Source organism: Natrialba sp. INN-245 (genome assembly GCF_009807105.1).
Lineage (GTDB): Archaea > Halobacteriota > Halobacteria > Halobacteriales > Natrialbaceae > Natrarchaeobius > Natrarchaeobius swarupiae.
Window position 1 is genome coordinate 95,261 of sequence record NZ_WUBV01000020.1, and the last position, 16,710, is coordinate 111,970.

A 16,710-nucleotide genomic window follows, 5' to 3' on the forward strand; every position below is an offset into this window, starting at 1 on the left:
GACAACGGGTACCGAGATCGGTGACGAGGATAGCCGAGCGATAATCCGCATATCAACCATTATTGGCCTGGAATAACGGCCTCACTAGAAGTACGGAGACCTGGCCAGATTTATATTCCTACCGCCACAACCTCGCCACATGGAGACCCGAAAAGTGCAGGTGACGGGAGGGTCGACGTACACCGTCTCGCTCCCGAAGGGGTGGGCGACGGAAAACGGTGTCAGCGCCGGGACGACCGTCGAGTTCTATCCCGAAGACGACGCGCTGTTGTTGACGCCACAGAGCGATGTCGAGCGCCAGGAGGGGACCCTCGATGTCTCAGACCTCGAGGGCGAGCGACTCACTCGTGCCGTAATGACGATGTACGTCAGCGGATTCGACATCATCCGCCTCGAGGCCGGCCGCATCACGACGGATCAGCGACGGGCGATCAGGGACGCGACCCAGAGCCTCGTCGGCGTCGAAGTTCTCGAGGAGACGACCGACAGCGTCGTTATCCAGGACTTACTCGACTCCTCGGAGCTGTCGATCGTCAACGCTGTCTCCCGGATGCGTCTGATCGCCACCTCGATGCTCGAAGACGCCGTCATCGCACTCGTCGAAAACGACGACGACATCGCCCGCGACGTCATCGAGCGCGACGACGACGTCGACCGCCTCTGGCTGGTCGTCTCCCGGATCTTTCGTGCGACGCTTCGGTCCCCTCGCGCCGCCGAGGAACTCGGCGTCCCCCGTGAGGACTGTTTCGACTTCCACTCGAGCGCCCGCCAACTCGAGCGGGTCGCCGACCACGCCGCCAAGATCAGCAATCTGGCGCTCAAACTCGACGAGATTCCGGAGGACGTCGCCGCCGCACTCTCCGAACTGCAAGCCGACGCTACCGACGTCCTCGAGAAATCGATGGACGCGCTGTTCGCCGACGAGAGCGACGAGGCGAGCCAGCTGGGACACGCGGCCCACGAAGCAGTGCTCGAGATCGACGAACACACCCGAACGATCGACGATATGCTCCGGAAACTCGAGCCGGTCCAGGCCCAGTCGCTCGGGCTGATCGTCGACTCGCTTTCCCGAAGCGCCGATTATGGCGGAAACATCGCCGAGACGGCGTTACAGAAGGCGGCCCCGCGACCATAGCTCCGGTTCTAACGCTGTCGTCGCTGACTCGAAATCCAGCTAGCGCAGGTCGAGGACGAACCCGGTCTTCGCTTCCCGATCGAACCCACAGTTCTCGTAGAACTCGTGTTTCCACTGCTCGTCGGACCCCGTCAGGAGCATGACCTTGTAGCAGTCGCGACGCTCCGCGACCGTGGTCGCGTTTCGCACACACTGCGTTCCGAACCCGCTTCCCCTGTACGCCTCATGAGTCACCACGTTCTCGATCACCGCGAACGGTCTGGCACCTCTCGTCAGGTTCGGCGTGATCGAGAGAACGCACGAGGAGACGAGACGATCGTCGTGCTCGACGACGACGATCGGATACGTGGGCTGGCTCGAGTTCCGGATCGTCCGGGTTGAGCATCCGATACAGCACCAGAAGGTCGTCCAGTTCGTCCGCCCGAATCGGTCTGGCTTCGGCCATCTCGGTTCGTGTTCATACCGATCGCCGACGGCCGTTCACTGTTCCGGTTCGATCGGCTGTTCGAGGGTCGATATTCGCGTGAGACCGGCTCGAAACGGGTGTCTGAAACGCTCGGTCCGAAACGGGTGTTTACAACGGACTCGTGGCTACGTGCGTGAGTGGGCGCTGGAAAATCGTTTCACCGACTACGAGAGTTATTCGAGGAGAACGGCGTTGACCTGACCGGTCTGGCCGGGTCGGGACGTGACGCGAGCCTCGCCCTCGGAGGTCGCGATAACTGCGCCTTTCGTGACGATGTTTCGGCGGACGTAGTTGGGGTTGGCGTCGTTCTCGACGACGTCTTCGATTTCCGCCGAGAGCGTTTCGCCGCCGTCGTTGACGCTTGCGACGTTCGTCGCGAGTGCGCGGGTTTTCTGGCCGTTGCCGCGGACGTCGACGGTCCGGAATCGTGGCTCACCGACCTGCGTCTCCGTCGGGAGTCGGCCGAGTTCGTCCTTTCGGCGCTTTCGAACGTTTTTCAGTCGGCCACCGGTACGCTTTCGCGTGGAGCGTCCCTGATTTTGCATACGCGAGAAAAGATCCGGCGTCTACTTGAATGCACGCTTTCGTGTCGAAGCCGTCGGCGTCGATGGCCCGACTCGAGTCGAACAGCGGTTCGGACGAACCCACACCTTCTTCGTCCGTTCCCGGATCGAACGGTATCGAGCCCGATCACTCACGCCGGCGCTGTCGCCGCCGTCGACTCGAGCTGAGATCACGCCGGACGCCGCGAGAGACGGTTCCGACTGGAACGCCAACTATCGTGGCACCGGCGAGGACGACCAACACAGTCACCGGTGGGAGCAACGGAACGACCGTACCGATCGACACGCCCGACTCGGAGAGCGCCCGTACGCCGTCGGGATTTGTCGCGAACGCGACGAGCAAGAGTACGAAAGCGTACGTCACGACGATCGAGACACCCGTGTGAATTGGACGAGTCAGTACCCGGTAGCTGTGATGTTTGACCGAGGCGACGAACACGTCGGGGTGGCGGAGAATCCGTTGAGGAGTCAGTTTCGAACGCATGCCCAACCAATAGCCGATGTTTGATATATATGTTTGTGTGAGTGACGCCGAGTCACGGGGCCGACGGCGTCGACTGGCAGTATCTGAGACGGATGCCGTCCCGATCTCCCGGCGAACCCGCGACCCGTGGGGCGGGTGTGCCGGTAAATAGTTACAGCAATCCGTGTCAGTCGTCCGCCACGAGGCAGTAGGCGTGGCCCCGCTCCTCGAGAACGGTCTCTTCGTCGTCGTCCCAGTAGTTCGAGAAGACGCCGCGTTCGCTGTAGTAGATCCGCCCGTCTCGCGGGATCGCGCCGCCGGTGACGTGACCACGGTTCTCGACGCGCCACCGACGCTCGCCGGTCTCGCGGTCCAGTGCGTAGAGATGGGTGTCGTAAGAGCCGACGAGGATCGTCTCCGCGGTGGCTGTCAGCGAGCCGATGACGGTACCACCGACGTTCGCAGACCACAGCTGCTCCCCGGTATCGGTATCGAGCGCGTAGACGTGGTTGTCGTCGCTCCCGACGTAGACGACGCCGTCCTCCGGATCGAGCGCCGGGTTCGACATGATCACGCGGCCGGTGTCGAACGACCACTCCTCGCTGCCGTCCTCGAGGTCGAGCCGGTAGAACCGGCCGTCCCACGAGCCGACGAACGCCGCGCCGTCGTAGACGGGGGTCGTTCCCTTGATCTCCGCGCCGAGATGAAATCGCCCGCCAGCCATCACCTCACCATCGGGTCCGTCCTCGCCGCCGGCCTGAAACGTCCAGGCGCGCTCGAGTGATGGAAACTCCCAGCAGTAGACGACGCCGTCGTTCGAGCCGGTGACGAGTCGGCCGGCGTCGCAGTCGATCGCCGGCGAGGGGTGGGGCATCCCCCAGATGTCGTCGTCGCTCCAGGTCGGCCGCCCGGTCCGGGCGTCGATCTCCCACAGCGCTCCGCTCGCGGGATTGCTGTACTCCGCAAGGATGTAGAGTACCCCGTCGATGTAGGCAGGACTCGAGCCGATCGCGATAGAGCCGCCGAACTCGCGGGCACCGGTTCGCCAGGTCAACTCGCCCGCCTCGACGTCGACGGCGTACAGCGCACCGTCGTAACCCCCGACGTAGGCGGTGTCGCCGACGACCGCCGGCGTTCCGTGAAATCCGAGACTCCCCGGCCCGACCCCGGCTCCCGTCTCGAGGGTCCAGCGGTTCTCGCCCTCGGGCGTGACGGCGTGGATCTCGCCGGTGTCGCTCGCGACGAGGGTCGTCTCGCCGTCCGGCGTCGGCCGCGGCGTCGACTTCGCCGCCGTGTGGCCGATTCCGTTGACCGGAAACGACCAGTCGACTCGCACCTCCGAGGGAACGGTCGCGTCGGGGTAGTACCCCCACCGGCGCAGTCCGCGGCGAAACATCGACACGTCGTCGACGGGACGTGGCGTCGTCGCCGGACCGGCGTCCGCCGTTGCCTGCGAACAGCTCGGCCTCATCCGCCCGTAGGCCGTCGTACAGCCCGAGATCGAGGCCAGCCCGGCGGTCGCGACCGTCGCCAGGAGCTTCCGTCTGGTCGGCATTCCCGTTGCCGTCTCGGGCCCCGCCGTCTTCGGTCGATCGGACGACTGCTCGCTCACGACTCTACTCCTGTTGTGCGTCGACGACGGCGACGCCCGCCAGGTTCACGATGTCTTTGACCTCGTCGCCTCGCTGGAGGACGTGGACCGGTTCGTCCATCCCGACGAGCATCGGGCCGGTGGCGTCCGCGCCGCCCAGTCGCTGGAGCAGCTTGTAGCCGATGTTGCCCGACTCGAGGTTGGGGAAGACGAGCACGTTCGCCGGCTCCTCGAGGTCGGAGAAGCCGTAGGTTCCCTCGAGGATGTCCTCGACGACGGCGGTGTCGGCTTGCATCTCGCCGTCGACGGGGAAGTCGACCGCGGGGTCGTCCTGGAGCATCTTCGCGGCGCGGCGGGGCTTTCGGGTGCCCTCGTTGTCGACGCTGCCGAAGTTCGAGTACGACAACAACGCGGCGCGGGGTTCGATGTTGAACCGCCGGGCGAGTTTGCCGGTCTGTTTCGTGACCTCCGCGAGGACGTCTTCGTCGGGATCCTGGTTGACCGTGGCGTCGGCGACGAAGACCACGCGATTTTTGAACGCGAGCATGTAGACGCCGGCGGCGTAGTCGACGTCGTCGGCGGTACCGATAACCTGCAGCGGCGGACGCAGCGCGGAGGGGTAGTGATGGGAGAGTCCGGTCAGCAAGGCGTCAGCGTCGCCCTGTTCGACCATCACACTGCCGAAGTAGTTCGAGTCGCGCTCGATGAGTTCGCCCGCCTCCGTCCGGGTGATCCCCTTGCGCTGGCGAAGTTCGTGTAGTCGATCGGCGTAGGCCTCGTAGTCGCCGACGGTCGGATCGGCGACCTGGGGCTGGAAGTCGAGACCGAGATTCGCCGCCGTTCGCCGGATCTCGCTCTCGTCGCCGATCAAGATCGGCGCCGCGATCCCCTGTTCCTGGATCTGGTAGGCCGCCCGGATCATCTTCTCGTTTTCACCCTCGGCCAGCCCAACGGTCTTCGGGTCGCTTTTCGCCTTGTTGAGCACCACCCGCATCAGCTCGCGGGACTTACCGAGTCGGGCCTCGAGTTCTTCCTCGTATTCCTCGAGGTCGATCTCGGCTCGTGCGGCGCCGGATTCCATCGCAGCCTCGGCGATCGCGGGCGCAACGCGGAACAGTACGCGTGGGTCGACCGGCTTCGGGATGATGTACTCGGGCCCGTACTGGATCGGATCGTCGCCGTAGGCTTTGACGACGGCGTCGGGAACGTCTTGGCGTGCGAGATCGGCGAGCGCCTCCGCACAGGCGACTTTCATTGCCTCGTTGATCTCGGTCGCGCGGACGTCGAGTGCGCCGCGGAAGATGAAGGGGAAACCGAGGACGTTGTTCACCTGGTTGGGGTAATCCGACCGGCCCGTCGCCATGATCACCGTGTCGTTGCGGGCTTCCTTCGCATCCTCGTAAGAGATTTCGGGATCCGGGTTCGCCATCGCGAACACGATCGGGTTCTCGTTCATCGACTCGATCATCTCCTGGGAGACGATACCACCAATCGAGAGACCAACGAAGACGTCGGCACCCTCCATCGCGTCGGCGAGGCCACCCTCCGGCACGTCGCGGGCGAACTGTCGCTTGTACTCGTTGACGCCGCCGTCTTCGGCGCGGGCCTCCGTGATGATCCCCGAGGAATCACACATCGTGATATTCTCTTTCCGACAGCCAAGCGAGACGTAGAACCGAGCCGTCGCGATCGCACTCGCGCCCGCCCCGGAGAAGACGATCTCGAGTTCCTCTAGGCTCTTGCCGGCGATATCTGCGGCGTTGAGAAGCGCGGCACCGGAGATGATCGCCGTGCCGTGTTGGTCGTCGTGGAAGACCGGGATGTCGATCTCTTCTCGCAGACGTTCCTCGATAGTGAAACAGCCGGGCGCTTTGATGTCCTCTAAGTTGATCCCGCCGAACGTCGGTTCCATCATTTTGATGGCCTCGACGACCTTGTCGGGATCGGCTTCGTCGAGTTCGATGTCGAAGACGTCGATATCAGCGAAGCGCTTGAACAACACGCCTTTCCCTTCCATGACGGGTTTTGAGGCCTGTGCGCCGATATCGCCGAGTCCCAACACGGCGGAGCCGTTCGAGACGACCCCGACGAGATTCCCCTTCGCCGTGTACGTGTATGCATCGGCCTCGCTCTCGGCGATCTCGGTACACGGCGCTGCGACACCCGGCGAGTACGCAAGCGAGAGATCGCGTTGCGTGTTCGTCGGTTTCGTGGTCGAAATTTCGATCTTGCCGGACGGTTCCATCCGGTGATACTCGAGTGCGTCCTCGTCTAGTCCCATACGGGGGACACGTCGGGGGACCACTAAAACGATGCGAAGGTGAAAATCGACGATCGTCGAACCCCAGGAGGGTTGCATTCGACCGTTTTATACGGGCCGCCCTAGTGGAGTGGCGTATGGACGTCGCGCTTGGTGGGACGTTCGACCCCGTTCACGACGGCCACCGTCGGCTGTTCGAACGGGCGTTCGAACTCGGGGACGTGACGATCGGGTTGACCAGCGACGAACTCGCCCCGAAAACGCGACACGTCGAACGACACGTCAACTCCTACGACGAGCGCGCAAACGCCCTCGAGAAGGCGCTCGAACCGATCGCCGCCGAGTACGACTGCGAGTTCGAGATCAGACCGCTCGAGGAACCGACGGGGATCGCAATCGAACCCCAGTTCGACTACCTCGTCGTCTCCCCCGAAACCCGCGACGGCGGCGAGCGGATCAACGAGATCCGCCGCGAGCGGGGACACGACCCGCTCGAGGTCGTCGTCGTCCCTCATCTCCGTGCCGATGACGGTGACATCATTTCGAGTACCAGGATCGTCCGTGGCGAAATCGACGAACACGGGAGAGTTCTCGACGGCGGAACCGGCGACACCTAACCGGTATTTCGTTCCCCATACTGGACCGTTCGGTCGGATAAGCCGGCCGCTGTATCCGCGAAACGGTGTAACGTTACCAGCGAGGCGCTTCGAGTCCCGCTTCCTCGAGGAGCGTTTTCCATCGGGATTGAATCGAGAGCCGAGAGACGTCGGCCGCCTCGGCAACCTCGCCCTGCGTTCGACCGTCGCCGGCGATCAACGATCCCGCGTAGACGCTCGCGGCGAGAACCGCCCGCTTGGACCGGTCTTCGTCGGGAACGTCGACGAGAAAGAGATCCATCGCACACGATCGCGCCTCCCCCGAGAGTTGTAGTCGGTCGGCCACACTCTCGAGTTCTTCGAGCCAGGCCGCGTACTCGACGCGGTCACGTGCGCTGTGCATGGGTCATCGTTTTCCTTCGTCGGTGATAAATCTCCCGTCGGTGTCGGTCGTCCGTCGCCCCTCCAAGATCGATTACCGTCGGAAACGGCAACAGCGTGCTACTCGAGCCAACGTCTGGCTACGAATAGCTAGGGAGAATGGCCGTTCTGTCCGGATTTCACTAGGAGATAACTACTTAAGCACGGATCCAGCCAAGATGGTGTCGACGCCCGCCACCCGCGCTCGTCGGGAGATCACCCGTCATGAAAGAGCCGACCTGCAAACTCGTCTGTACCGGTTGCGGTCTCGAGATGCCGTATCGAGATCGATCGCTGGCCGAACAGGCGGCAGAGCTACATCAGCTTCGGGATCCGGAGCACGTGACGTTTATCGTTCCGCCGGACTGGTCGCCCGAGGAGCCGGTCAAACACGAGTAAAACGGATCGACAGGTTCTTACTCGAATCGGCAAAACCTCGGGGTGAGCGCGGGTAGCCAAGCTAGGCCAACGGCGCAGCGCTTAGGACGCTGTCCCGTAGGGGTCCGCCGGTTCGAATCCGGTCCCGCGCACTGAACAAAACTGCGAGCGAAGCGAGCAGTTGCAGTGAAGGAGCAGGAGCGGATTCGAACCCTGGAAGTCGCAGCACTCGAGCGAAGCGAGAGTGACCGTCTTCCTTCGGTTCGAATCCGGTCCCGCGCACTGCTGTCGCGAGCAATTACGCGAGGAGAAGCATCGCGATGAGGATTCGCGACCCAGAGGACGAGCGTAGCGAAGTCCTCGCGGTTCGAATCCGGTCCCGCGTACCCAGGCATTTTCGAGCGATGTCCAGGACCACATTTGAGCCCAAAGGTAGACGCTCCGGTATTCCGTTAAGCCGTCTCAAGGCACTTGTCCGTCTCACCTGTGAATTGAATCGATATAGCACCCGAAAACTTACAGTCTTTTCAATCAACTGTTACAGTAATGCCAAAACTCATAGCAACTACCAACTACGTGATCGGATCGTTGGCCGGTAACACGGGCAATATGATTAGAGCGGGAATCAACAGCGGGATGATCTGGGTATTCCTTATTGGTGTTCTGGTTTCTGTGGCCGGTCCATTTGACCCAGTTCTTGGTTTCGTAGTGGGTGCAGTCGTTGGACTGCCTGTTGTAGGTGCCCTCAGTTCTGGTGCCAACTACGCGACAAACTAACCAGCGGTATACTGTGTGCAGGGTTACGAGCTATCGACCGTTTTCCACGATCATAGCAGAATTCTATTCGTCAGGGTTGCCGAGTTCCTTAGCCTCGAGTTCGCCAGCGAGATACGCAATTCCGCGATCAGTGATCCGATAGTATCCTCGCTTTTCGTCGGTCTTTTCGAGTAAATCCGCCTCGGAAAGGACGTTCATTCGACGAGAGATCGTATTCTGACTACGATCGAGGACCCCGAGTTCTTCGACGAGGTTGAACCAGACGGTAGTCGGTGGAAGTGCGATTCGGTGGCCCGCCTCGGTTTCGAGTTCCTGTAGGTACTCGAGGACTGCGTCGTCAGCCTCGTTCATCCACGAGACACGGGCCCGCATACCCCGGCCATCGTCGGTTCAGTGATTAACTTCACCGGATCGAATGTTTCTTGAGACATATGTCTCAAATATGGATCATATATACTAAAATCTAAATATGTGTTTCACACAGTACTCGACAGGGGAGCCAGACGGAGATGCGACTCTCCAGAATCGAAAACGGCGAATCGGTGGTAGTGACACCGACCCGCAATAGCTCCCGTAACCAGCCGACGGAAGCATGACCACCGACGATTCACGGGATACTAAACCTCCCGACCGACGGAACGAATCGACGACGAACGCGCGTCCTTCGATCGAGACCCGCCTCGAGCACCTGGACGTCCTCACCAGAACGTTGCTCGCGGATCTCGAGCACCCGACTCGATCGCCTCGAGTCGACGAGACCGACCGACGAACTGTCCGCCGACACCTCCTGCAGATCAGAGCCGAAGCCAGTCAAGCGGGCTTGCGACTGGTCGGCCCGGAGGCGACGATGCCGTACCGACCGGGGACGGATCGCGACGGCCTACGTCGTACTGGAGCCGTCTCGTCGACCGGCGGCTCGCTGTCGGGTCGTCTCGAGTGCCATGGCTCGAGCGAGTAGCGTGGCGACGGTACGTGATACGGCACCGCCTGAATACATCGAAAACCGCCGATAAATGGAGGTCGGATCCGATGGACGTCAGTCGTCCGAGACCGCGTTCGCTCGCCGCGTCAATCGCACGATCAGGTCGCCGTAGTGTGGGTACTCGTCGGCCAGCTCGGGACCGGCGAGTTCGAAGTCGTCGTAGTGAAATCCGGGCGTGACGGTACAGCCGACGAGCGCGTAGCCGTGGTCGCTGCCGTCCCGTGTGAGTTCGGCGGCGAACCAGGTGTCGCGGTGGACGACCGCCTGGAAGCGGTCGCGACCGAGTTCGATCGTCTCGAGTCCGTCGTCGAGGACGTACAGAGTGAGCGGATCGCCGCGGTAGAAGTGCCAGATTTCGTCGGACCTGAGCCGGTGGAACGCGGAGAAGTCATCGGCCTCGAGCAGGTAGTAGATCGCCGTCGCGGTCGGCCTGTCGTCGTCGTACCGGTCGGGCAGGTGGGCCCCGTCGATCACCGCGTCGGCGGCGTACGTTCGGGCGTAGTACCCACCTTCGGGGTGTGCCTCGAGACCGAGCCGTTCGATCCAGTCGTTCGCGTCGGGCATCGACTGTTCTGCCCGCTATGGAAAGATAACTATTCCGAACTGTTCGGCCGATCGTCTCGTTCGCCAGCGTGGGGAACGCGAGCGCGTCGTGCCGTTCCGGTGGCGAATCCCCCAGTCCGAGGATGGCGTTGTACCGGTCGGTCTCGAGCAGAATTGGGGTGAGATACGTGCCGGCGTGATCGGGGTCGGCGACCCCGGTTGCCGGCAGATCCGGCCCCTCGACCGGACCGAAGCGATCGAGAAAGGCGTCGACGAACGCCTGGAGCGCCCGGTACGCACCGACGCCGCCCCCGCCGTGGTACGAGACGAACGGCTCGAGGTCGAGACGCCGGGCAGGAGGGCCGTGCCAGCGGTCGTCCCCGCGGCACCCGCGGCGAACTGTCGTCGCGAGATGCCGCCGGCTCGTTCGCTATCGTTTCCCGGCGTGAAACGGTACACTCCGCTCGCGTCTGATCTCGCGTCAACCGCGTTGGATCTCGCGTCAACCGGGGATGTGTTCGTCGACATCGGCACGCAAAACGGGGTGTGCCATCGACATAGAATCGGCTCGAGAGTTGTTCGCCGGCCAAGCGGGCGAAACAAATAAGTGGCGAGTGCGTTGGGACGGAGACGATCGACGGTTCGGCCGGGTTGGCGTTCGCTCGGTTTTGAACAGACCGGGAGTACACGTCATTTTCCACTTTTCGTGGAGTGCCGGCCGCTTGGTACCAACGGCGTGCGAAACCGGGTGTTATGGCCAGACGGTCGCAGGTGGGTCCTGACGCAAACACTTGGATAATTGATTTGTCGCGGCGCGCGAGTAAATCGGCAGACGAACGTCTGACGGTCCAAAACGCTTATTCGCGCGGGCACGGCTTGTATGAGCAATGGCCGGGTTAGACGACGTGTTCGGGGATATCTTCTCGAATGTCGATGCCGTCATGCTCTTCGGGCCGAGTGGCTCGTACTACGAGCGGTTCGCGACGATCGACGACGTCGACGTGATCGTCGTCGGAACCGAAAACGACCTCGGCGCGGATGTCTTCGTCGAGTTACCGCTCGAGTTCGACGAAGTCGGTGAGCGGATCAGCTTCGGGGTCGAGGGCGGCCTCGAGCAGGGCGTCATCGAGGGCGGGGACGAACTCGTCTGTGCAACGAGCGTCTTCGACGACGAGATCGATACCGTCTCCCGCGTCCGCGCGAGTGCCGACGACCGGACGGGTATCTACGACCTGTTCGCCAAATCCCGCGCGGAGCCGGAGGTGATCAAGGCGGTCGTCGAACTCGCGATCGAACTCGGAAAGAAAGGACAGAAGGGGAAACCGGTCGGCGCGCTGTTTATCGTCGGCGACGCGGGGAAGGTGATGAACAAGTCACGGCCGCTGTCGTACAACCCCTTCGAAAAGTCCCACGTTCACGTCGGCGATCCGATCGTTAACGTGATGTTAAAGGAGTTCTCGCGTCTCGATGGGGCGTTCGTCATCTCCGATGCGGGCAAACTCGTCTCGGCCTATCGCTACCTCGAGCCATCCGCGGAGGGCGTCGACATCCCGAAAGGCCTCGGCGCGCGTCACATGGCCGGCGGCGCGATCACGCGGGATACGAACTCCATCGCGGTCGTCCTCTCGGAGAGCGATGGGCTCGTCCGGGCGTTCAAAGCCGGCGAACTCATCCTCGAGGTCGATCCGGAGGCGTACTGAGATGGACTGGCAGACGCTGATCGAGGAACCGGCGGTGATCGCAGCGGCGGTACTGGCGCTTGGACTCGTCGTCGGCTACCTCGTCGGGCGGCTCAACAAGGAGCTGTTGACGGCCTCGGGGGTTCCCGAAACCGTCGAGGGAACGCCGTTCGAGCGGACTGCCCAGTCGATCGGGACGTCGACGGTCGAGATCGTCGCCCGGTTGAGTTCGTGGTTCATCTACGGGATCGCGGTGTTGACGGCGATCCACATCGCCCAGTTGCTCGATACCGACGCGTTCTGGAACCAGGTCATCGGGTTCATCCCGCAGGCGTTCATCGCGATTCTCGTGCTCATCCTCGGCTTCATCGTCGCCGACAAATCCGAGTTGATGGTCAGCGAGTACCTCCGGGGCGTGAAGATTCCGGAGGTGTCGATGATTCCGAAGCTCGTCAAGTACTCGGTCCTGTACGTGGCGTTTCTCGTCGCGTTGGGTCAGATCGGCGTCTACGTCTTCCCGCTGCTGATCTTGCTCGTCGTCTACGTCGCGGGGATCGTCGTCGTCGGTGCGATCACGTTCAAGGACTTTCTCATCTCGGGGGCGGCGGGGATCTACCTCCTGCTCAACCAGCCCTACGGGATCGGCGATCGGATCGAGGTCGACGACCGATCCGGGATCGTCCAGGAGATCGACCTGTTCGTGACGAAATTCGAGGACGACTCCGAGGAGTACATCGTGCTCAATCGGCGGGTGCTCGACGACAAGATCGTTCGGGTTCGGGACTGACAAGGGTACAGAACTGTCGGATTCGAGTCACTCCTCGAGCGAGAGTCCGGCGTGCCAGCGGTCGATGCCGGCCTCGCGTTTGATCTTGTCCATTCGTGCGAGCAGGTGTGTCGCGAGCGAGGCAGTTTCGGCGGCGCGGGACTCGCCTTTCGTCGCGAACTCGCCACCGTCGCGGTCGGCGTAGACCGTACAGACGGCTCCGGCCCGGAGGCCGTAGAGGTTCGCGAGCGTACAGATCGCGCTTGCTTCCATCTCGATGTTTTTGACGTTGGCCTCGACGAGTTGGTCGACGAGATCCTCGGAGCCGGCGGCCCGGTAGCCGTCGTACCCCTCTCGTCCCTGACCGGCGTAGAAGGAGTCGGCGCTCATCGTGATGCCGGTGTGGTAGTCGTAGCCGAGGCGTTCGGCGGCGGCGACCAGCGCCGAGACGACCTCGTAATCCGCGACCGCGGGGTAGTCCTCGCGGACGTACTCGTCGCTCGTCCCCTCCTGGCGCACTGCGCCGGTCGTGATCACGAGGTCGCCGATCGACATCTCGGGCTGGAGCGCCCCACAGGAACCGACGCGGATGAACGTCTCACAGCCCACGCGTGCGAGTTCCTCCACTGCGATCGCCGCGGAGGGGCTGCCGATCCCCGTCGAGGTGACCGAGATGGGCGTTCCCTCGACCGTACCCGTCGCCGTGCGGTACTCGCGGTGGTGGGCGACGACCTCGTGGTCGTCCCAGTGGGGGACGATCTTCTCGAGACGTTCCGGATTGCCGGGCAAGAGGACGGTCTCGGCGACGTCGTCGGGTCCGACCTCGAGGTGGTACTGTACGTCCGTGTGGGGATCTTCACTGTCGGCTGGCATGTGGTAGACGGGATTCGCAGCGACGCCGTATATAAATGCGGGGCGGTTGTGGGTTGGGTATGAACCGGGAGGATGGGGGTCCGGATTCGGACCGGACCGGCCGGGGACCGGATGCCGACCGGGGGGACCTCACCGACACGTACGTTGCCGCCCTCCAGTACGACCTGGCCGACGTTCCGCCGGACGCGACGCTCGTGGGCGTCGTCCGGAAGCCGACGTCGTGGTTTCACGCCGCCGTCGACGAGAACCGGCCCGAACTCGGCCCGCCCGCCGATCTCCTCGAGTCGGTTCGCGAGGCCGAAGACGAGTTGAAGATGCGCGGCATCTGCGAGGAGGAAGCACACAACGCCGCCTGGGACCAGGTCGGGTTCGGCGAAGCGTATCGGGTACACCTCGAGGGCTCGAGTGAGGCCGAGGCGGCACTTGCGGATATCCAGAAGCGACTCGAAGACGGCGAGTCGATCGCGCTCGTCTGCTACGAGAACACGGAGAAGAAACGCTGTCACCGGACGATTCTTCGGGAAGTGCTCGAGGGGCGTTTTCGGGACTGACGTGGATGTCGTCCGGTGTACTCATGGACCGGCCGCCGAGCGACGGCACGCGTGTTTCTGGTTGGTCCGGAACCGATAGACAGCAGTCCGTGCGAGTTGAACTGCCGCAGCGAGAAATCCCTGCAAGTTGAACGGTTCTTCCCCTTGAAACCGGCAACGCTGAGTAGCCACGTCCTCCCCAGCCGATTCGCTCGCGATCGACGATCGCTCGCTCATCCCTCGCGAGTTACGGCGCGGTTCGCTGTCCGCTCACCCCGCCCCAGCGCGCCATTTCGGCAGTAGCGAGGCGAAAAAGGGCGTCGTAGAACGATTCTCGCATCCTCTCCGCGACTAGCCGACGAACGGTCAGTACAGCGAAGAGAGCACCAGTCCACTGTACCGCTCTGGCTTGCGGTGGCGCGCGCTGTCGAGCGGTCGAGTAACGACGAGACCGCTCGACGATACTGCGCGAGGGATGAGCGACCGGAGGGAGTGAATCGGCTGGGGAGGACGTGGCCACTCCCCGTCGCCACAATCGCAGAACACATCTTCGTCTCATCAACGCCTGCGAGGAAACACATCTTCGTCTCATCAACACCTGCGAGGAAACACATCTTCGTCTCATCAACACCTGCGAGGAAACACATCTTCGTCTCATCAACACCTGCGAGTATATCGACCACTACACAGACCTGCTCGTCGGGAGATTCACCGGAGAAGTCGGTGTGATCGATACGGGTGGAAGGCTTCTGTGACACCCGTAGGCGAGAGGGTATCCGTCTACTCGAGTGTCTCCTGGGAAATCGTATCGGGGAGCAGTTCGCCGAGGGTGTAGACGCTTGGTTCCTCGCTTTCGCCTTCGTCACAGATCACCTCGAGATCGGGTTTGCAGAACTCCGAGAGCGTCTGGCGGCACATGCCACAGGGGGTGACGCCGTCGCGTCTGCCCGAGCTGACGGCGATCCGGACGAACTCGCGGTGGCCGTTTTTGACCGCCTCGGCGATCGCGACCTCCTCGGCGTGGAGGCTGTTGCTGAAGTTGGCGTTCTCTATGTTACAGCCGACGAAGACCTCGCCGCTTTCGGTCTCTATGGCGGCACCCACGCGGTACTCGGAGTAGGGGACGTGTGCGGCCGACTGGATCTCGCGGGCGGCCTCGAGCAGATCGTCGTTCGGGTCGGTCATGATCTCTGATGCGACGGGGAAGTGCAAGAAAGCACCGCCCAGTGGGACCGGACGCCGACTCAAATTCGGCAAACGACGGCGACTCGAGTGGGGGTTACGGATCGGCGGCGTCGACGGCCGACTCGACAACCGCGCTCGCGTCGTCGATCAGTCGGTCGACGTCGTCGCTTTCCGCGTACATACGGACGTACGGCTCCGTGCCGCTCGGTCGAACGAGGATCCACGACGCGTCCGAAAACTCGAGGCGGACGCCGTACTCCGTGTCGACGCTCGCGTCGGGGAACGCCTCCGGAAGGTCGGTCTCGAGGACGTCCATCGTCTCGGATTTGCGGTCGTCCGGGCAGTCGACGCTCACCTTCCGGTAGGGGCGCTCGGTGACCGGTTCTCTGAGCGCGTCGGTGCTGCCGGCGTCGACGACGAGCGCGGCGACGGTCGCGGCACTCGCGACGCCGTCGATCCAGCCGCCGAAGGCCGTGTGGACGTGCTTCCACGGCTCGGCGGCGAAGACGACCGCCGTCTCTTCCCCGCTGGCGGCCCGTTCGCGTGCGATTCCCTCGTGAAGTGCGCCGAGTCGGACCCGTTCGACCCGCCCGCCCTCGACGCGGACCCGTTCGTCGATCCGTGCGGAGGCGTTCGGAGTCGTGACGACGACGGGATCCACCGCGTCGTGTTCGCCCGTGTAGTGGGCGGCGACGACGGCGAGTACGGTGTCTTCGTGAATCACCTCGCCATCGGGGCCGAGCACGACGAGCCGGTCTGCGTCGCCGTCGTGGGCGAGGCCGAGGTCGAACGATCCGGCCTCGAGGAACGTCGAGAACTCCGCGAGCGTCTCCGGCGTGGGTTTGCTCTCTCGGGCGGGGAAGTGGCCGTCGACGGTCGCGTTCACCGCGACGACGTCGGCTCCCAGCCGTTCGAGGACCTGTGGCGTCGCGAGCGCGCCGACCCCGTTGCCGCAGTCGACGGCGACGGAGAGACCCGCGAGCAACGGTCCAGACCTCTCCGCGGCGTCGAACTGATCGCGGACGAAGGCGGCGACTGCATCACGATACTTCCCGAGCACCGCGAGCTCCGTCGAACGACCCCACTCGTCCCACGCCGCCAGGTCGTCCGCGTCGACTGCCGTTTCGATCGCCCGTTCGGCCTCGCGGTCGTACTCCTCGCCGTCGACGAACAGTTTGATCCCGTTGTCCGTCGGCGGGTTGTGACTCGCGGTGATCATCGCGCCGCGCCGGCCGCGGGAGGCAAACGCCAGCGCGGGCGTCGGAAGTTGACCGAGACGGACGACGTCCGCGCCAGCGCTCTCGAGTCCAGCCTCCATTGCGGCGGCGAGCGCGGGACCGGTTTCGCGACCGTCGCGCCCGAGGACAAATGTTTCGCCGGGTTCGCCGGCGGCCCGTCCGACGGCGAGTGCGAGCGACGGAGTGATCTGCTCGACCGGCCCACGGATTCCTGCGGTCCCGAACAGCGTCATGTAGACCCGTTTCGAGAGGAGGTGTTTAGATA

Annotated in this window: 19 protein-coding genes and 1 tRNA gene; 9 read left to right on the forward strand and 11 right to left on the reverse strand. The window is 63.3% G+C overall.

What is annotated here, in order from left to right; all coding sequences use genetic code 11:
• Window positions 1–139 precede the first annotated feature (139 nt).
• The gene (locus GRS80_RS08070) at window positions 140–1,135 is read left to right on the forward strand and encodes a phosphate uptake regulator PhoU (protein WP_160047097.1); all 996 of its coding nucleotides are present in this window, start codon (window positions 140–142) and stop codon (window positions 1,133–1,135) included.
• A 39-nt stretch (window positions 1,136–1,174) separates the two neighbouring features.
• Here the strand turns inward: GRS80_RS08070 and GRS80_RS08075 are convergent, their stop codons facing one another.
• The 5 genes from GRS80_RS08075 to GRS80_RS08095 form a co-directional block, all read right to left on the reverse strand.
• Window positions 1,175–1,525 (reverse strand): GNAT family N-acetyltransferase, encoded by a 351-nt coding sequence (locus GRS80_RS08075; RefSeq protein WP_343161503.1) that lies wholly within the window; start codon window positions 1,523–1,525, stop codon window positions 1,175–1,177.
• 249 nt (window positions 1,526–1,774) lie between these two features.
• Window positions 1,775–2,146 (reverse strand): 30S ribosomal protein S8e, encoded by a 372-nt coding sequence (locus tag GRS80_RS08080; protein ID WP_160047098.1) that lies wholly within the window; start codon window positions 2,144–2,146, stop codon window positions 1,775–1,777.
• 145 nt (window positions 2,147–2,291) lie between these two features.
• Entirely contained in the window at window positions 2,292–2,648 is a 357-nt protein-coding gene (locus GRS80_RS08085; protein WP_160047099.1) for a hypothetical protein, read from the reverse strand.
• A 166-nt stretch (window positions 2,649–2,814) separates the two neighbouring features.
• On the reverse strand, window positions 2,815–4,182 hold the full coding sequence (locus tag GRS80_RS08090) for a PQQ-binding-like beta-propeller repeat protein (protein ID WP_160047145.1): 1,368 nt from the start codon (window positions 4,180–4,182) through the stop codon (window positions 2,815–2,817).
• 61 nt (window positions 4,183–4,243) lie between these two features.
• The gene (locus GRS80_RS08095) at window positions 4,244–6,499 is read right to left on the reverse strand and encodes an NADP-dependent malic enzyme (RefSeq protein WP_160047100.1); all 2,256 of its coding nucleotides are present in this window, start codon (window positions 6,497–6,499) and stop codon (window positions 4,244–4,246) included.
• A 116-nt stretch (window positions 6,500–6,615) separates the two neighbouring features.
• On the opposite strand from GRS80_RS08095, the gene GRS80_RS08100 reads away from it, so the two are divergent.
• Window positions 6,616–7,095, forward strand: a complete 480-nt coding sequence (locus tag GRS80_RS08100; protein ID WP_149081261.1) for a phosphopantetheine adenylyltransferase — start codon at window positions 6,616–6,618, stop codon at window positions 7,093–7,095.
• 73 nt (window positions 7,096–7,168) lie between these two features.
• On the opposite strand, the gene GRS80_RS08105 is transcribed toward GRS80_RS08100, so the two are convergent.
• A complete protein-coding gene (locus GRS80_RS08105) occupies window positions 7,169–7,477 on the reverse strand; it encodes a transcription initiation factor IIB family protein (RefSeq protein ID WP_149081260.1) in 309 nt (102 codons plus the stop codon).
• 242 nt (window positions 7,478–7,719) lie between these two features.
• On the opposite strand from GRS80_RS08105, the gene GRS80_RS20370 reads away from it, so the two are divergent.
• The 3 genes from GRS80_RS20370 (at window position 7,720) to GRS80_RS08115 (ending at window position 8,649) form a co-directional block, all read left to right on the forward strand.
• Window positions 7,720–7,893: a hypothetical protein gene (locus GRS80_RS20370; RefSeq protein WP_165874869.1), complete on the forward strand. Its 174-nt coding sequence runs from the start codon at window positions 7,720–7,722 to the stop codon at window positions 7,891–7,893.
• Between the two features lie 46 nt (window positions 7,894–7,939).
• A tRNA-Leu gene (locus tag GRS80_RS08110) sits at window positions 7,940–8,024 on the forward strand.
• A gap of 394 nt (window positions 8,025–8,418) precedes the next feature.
• Window positions 8,419–8,649, forward strand: coding sequence for a hypothetical protein (locus GRS80_RS08115; protein WP_160047101.1), 231 nt, complete (start codon window positions 8,419–8,421; stop codon window positions 8,647–8,649).
• A gap of 63 nt (window positions 8,650–8,712) precedes the next feature.
• Here GRS80_RS08115 and GRS80_RS08120 read toward each other — a convergent pair whose 3' ends face one another.
• Entirely contained in the window at window positions 8,713–9,000 is a 288-nt protein-coding gene (locus GRS80_RS08120; RefSeq protein WP_235019681.1) for a transcriptional regulator, read from the reverse strand.
• A gap of 241 nt (window positions 9,001–9,241) precedes the next feature.
• On the opposite strand from GRS80_RS08120, the gene GRS80_RS08125 reads away from it, so the two are divergent.
• A complete protein-coding gene (locus GRS80_RS08125; protein ID WP_200840346.1) occupies window positions 9,242–9,607 on the forward strand; it encodes a hypothetical protein in 366 nt (121 codons plus the stop codon).
• A gap of 78 nt (window positions 9,608–9,685) precedes the next feature.
• On the opposite strand, the gene GRS80_RS08130 is transcribed toward GRS80_RS08125, so the two are convergent.
• Window positions 9,686–10,195, reverse strand: coding sequence for a cupin domain-containing protein (locus tag GRS80_RS08130; RefSeq protein WP_160047103.1), 510 nt, complete (start codon window positions 10,193–10,195; stop codon window positions 9,686–9,688).
• An 866-nt stretch (window positions 10,196–11,061) separates the two neighbouring features.
• On the opposite strand from GRS80_RS08130, the gene dacZ reads away from it, so the two are divergent.
• Together dacZ and GRS80_RS08140 are read left to right on the forward strand one after the other, a co-directional pair.
• Complete coding sequence (gene dacZ / locus GRS80_RS08135; protein ID WP_160047104.1) at window positions 11,062–11,874, forward strand: diadenylate cyclase DacZ; 813 nt, start codon at window positions 11,062–11,064, stop codon at window positions 11,872–11,874.
• 1 nt (window position 11,875) lies between these two features.
• The gene (locus GRS80_RS08140; protein WP_160047105.1) at window positions 11,876–12,640 is read left to right on the forward strand and encodes a mechanosensitive ion channel domain-containing protein; all 765 of its coding nucleotides are present in this window, start codon (window positions 11,876–11,878) and stop codon (window positions 12,638–12,640) included.
• 27 nt (window positions 12,641–12,667) lie between these two features.
• Here GRS80_RS08140 and GRS80_RS08145 read toward each other — a convergent pair whose 3' ends face one another.
• Window positions 12,668–13,492, reverse strand: a complete 825-nt coding sequence (locus GRS80_RS08145) for a nucleoside phosphorylase (protein ID WP_160047106.1) — start codon at window positions 13,490–13,492, stop codon at window positions 12,668–12,670.
• Between the two features lie 59 nt (window positions 13,493–13,551).
• Between GRS80_RS08145 and GRS80_RS08150 the strand changes: the two genes are divergently transcribed.
• Complete coding sequence (locus GRS80_RS08150; RefSeq protein ID WP_160047107.1) at window positions 13,552–14,043, forward strand: DUF488 family protein; 492 nt, start codon at window positions 13,552–13,554, stop codon at window positions 14,041–14,043.
• A gap of 759 nt (window positions 14,044–14,802) precedes the next feature.
• Here GRS80_RS08150 and cdd read toward each other — a convergent pair.
• Both cdd and GRS80_RS08160 read right to left on the reverse strand, forming a co-directional pair.
• Window positions 14,803–15,207, reverse strand: a complete 405-nt coding sequence (gene cdd / locus GRS80_RS08155) for a cytidine deaminase (RefSeq protein WP_160047108.1) — start codon at window positions 15,205–15,207, stop codon at window positions 14,803–14,805.
• Window positions 15,208–15,301: 94 nt separating this feature from the next.
• Window positions 15,302–16,678, reverse strand: a complete 1,377-nt coding sequence (locus tag GRS80_RS08160; RefSeq protein ID WP_160047109.1) for a phosphomannomutase — start codon at window positions 16,676–16,678, stop codon at window positions 15,302–15,304.
• Between the last annotated feature and the right edge of the window lie 32 nt (window positions 16,679–16,710).

Coding starts and splice junctions, on each gene's coding strand:
- cdd (WP_160047108.1), bottom strand. CDS start 15,207: ATGACCGACCCGAACGACGATCTGCTCGAGGCCGCCCGCGAGATCCAG.
- GRS80_RS08100 (WP_149081261.1), top strand. CDS start 6,616: ATGGACGTCGCGCTTGGTGGGACGTTCGACCCCGTTCACGACGGCCAC.
- GRS80_RS08080 (WP_160047098.1), bottom strand. CDS start 2,146: ATGCAAAATCAGGGACGCTCCACGCGAAAGCGTACCGGTGGCCGACTG.
- GRS80_RS20370 (WP_165874869.1), top strand. CDS start 7,720: ATGAAAGAGCCGACCTGCAAACTCGTCTGTACCGGTTGCGGTCTCGAG.
- GRS80_RS08115 (WP_160047101.1), top strand. CDS start 8,419: ATGCCAAAACTCATAGCAACTACCAACTACGTGATCGGATCGTTGGCC.
- GRS80_RS08130 (WP_160047103.1), bottom strand. CDS start 10,195: ATGCCCGACGCGAACGACTGGATCGAACGGCTCGGTCTCGAGGCACAC.
- GRS80_RS08090 (WP_160047145.1), bottom strand. CDS start 4,182: ATGCCGACCAGACGGAAGCTCCTGGCGACGGTCGCGACCGCCGGGCTG.
- GRS80_RS08120 (WP_235019681.1), bottom strand. CDS start 9,000: ATGAACGAGGCTGACGACGCAGTCCTCGAGTACCTACAGGAACTCGAA.
- GRS80_RS08140 (WP_160047105.1), top strand. CDS start 11,876: ATGGACTGGCAGACGCTGATCGAGGAACCGGCGGTGATCGCAGCGGCG.
- GRS80_RS08085 (WP_160047099.1), bottom strand. CDS start 2,648: ATGCGTTCGAAACTGACTCCTCAACGGATTCTCCGCCACCCCGACGTG.
- GRS80_RS08105 (WP_149081260.1), bottom strand. CDS start 7,477: ATGCACAGCGCACGTGACCGCGTCGAGTACGCGGCCTGGCTCGAAGAA.
- GRS80_RS08160 (WP_160047109.1), bottom strand. CDS start 16,678: ATGACGCTGTTCGGGACCGCAGGAATCCGTGGGCCGGTCGAGCAGATC.
- GRS80_RS08145 (WP_160047106.1), bottom strand. CDS start 13,492: ATGCCAGCCGACAGTGAAGATCCCCACACGGACGTACAGTACCACCTC.
- GRS80_RS08070 (WP_160047097.1), top strand. CDS start 140: ATGGAGACCCGAAAAGTGCAGGTGACGGGAGGGTCGACGTACACCGTC.
- GRS80_RS08125 (WP_200840346.1), top strand. CDS start 9,242: ATGACCACCGACGATTCACGGGATACTAAACCTCCCGACCGACGGAAC.
- dacZ (WP_160047104.1), top strand. CDS start 11,062: ATGGCCGGGTTAGACGACGTGTTCGGGGATATCTTCTCGAATGTCGAT.
- GRS80_RS08095 (WP_160047100.1), bottom strand. CDS start 6,499: ATGGGACTAGACGAGGACGCACTCGAGTATCACCGGATGGAACCGTCC.
- GRS80_RS08150 (WP_160047107.1), top strand. CDS start 13,552: ATGAACCGGGAGGATGGGGGTCCGGATTCGGACCGGACCGGCCGGGGA.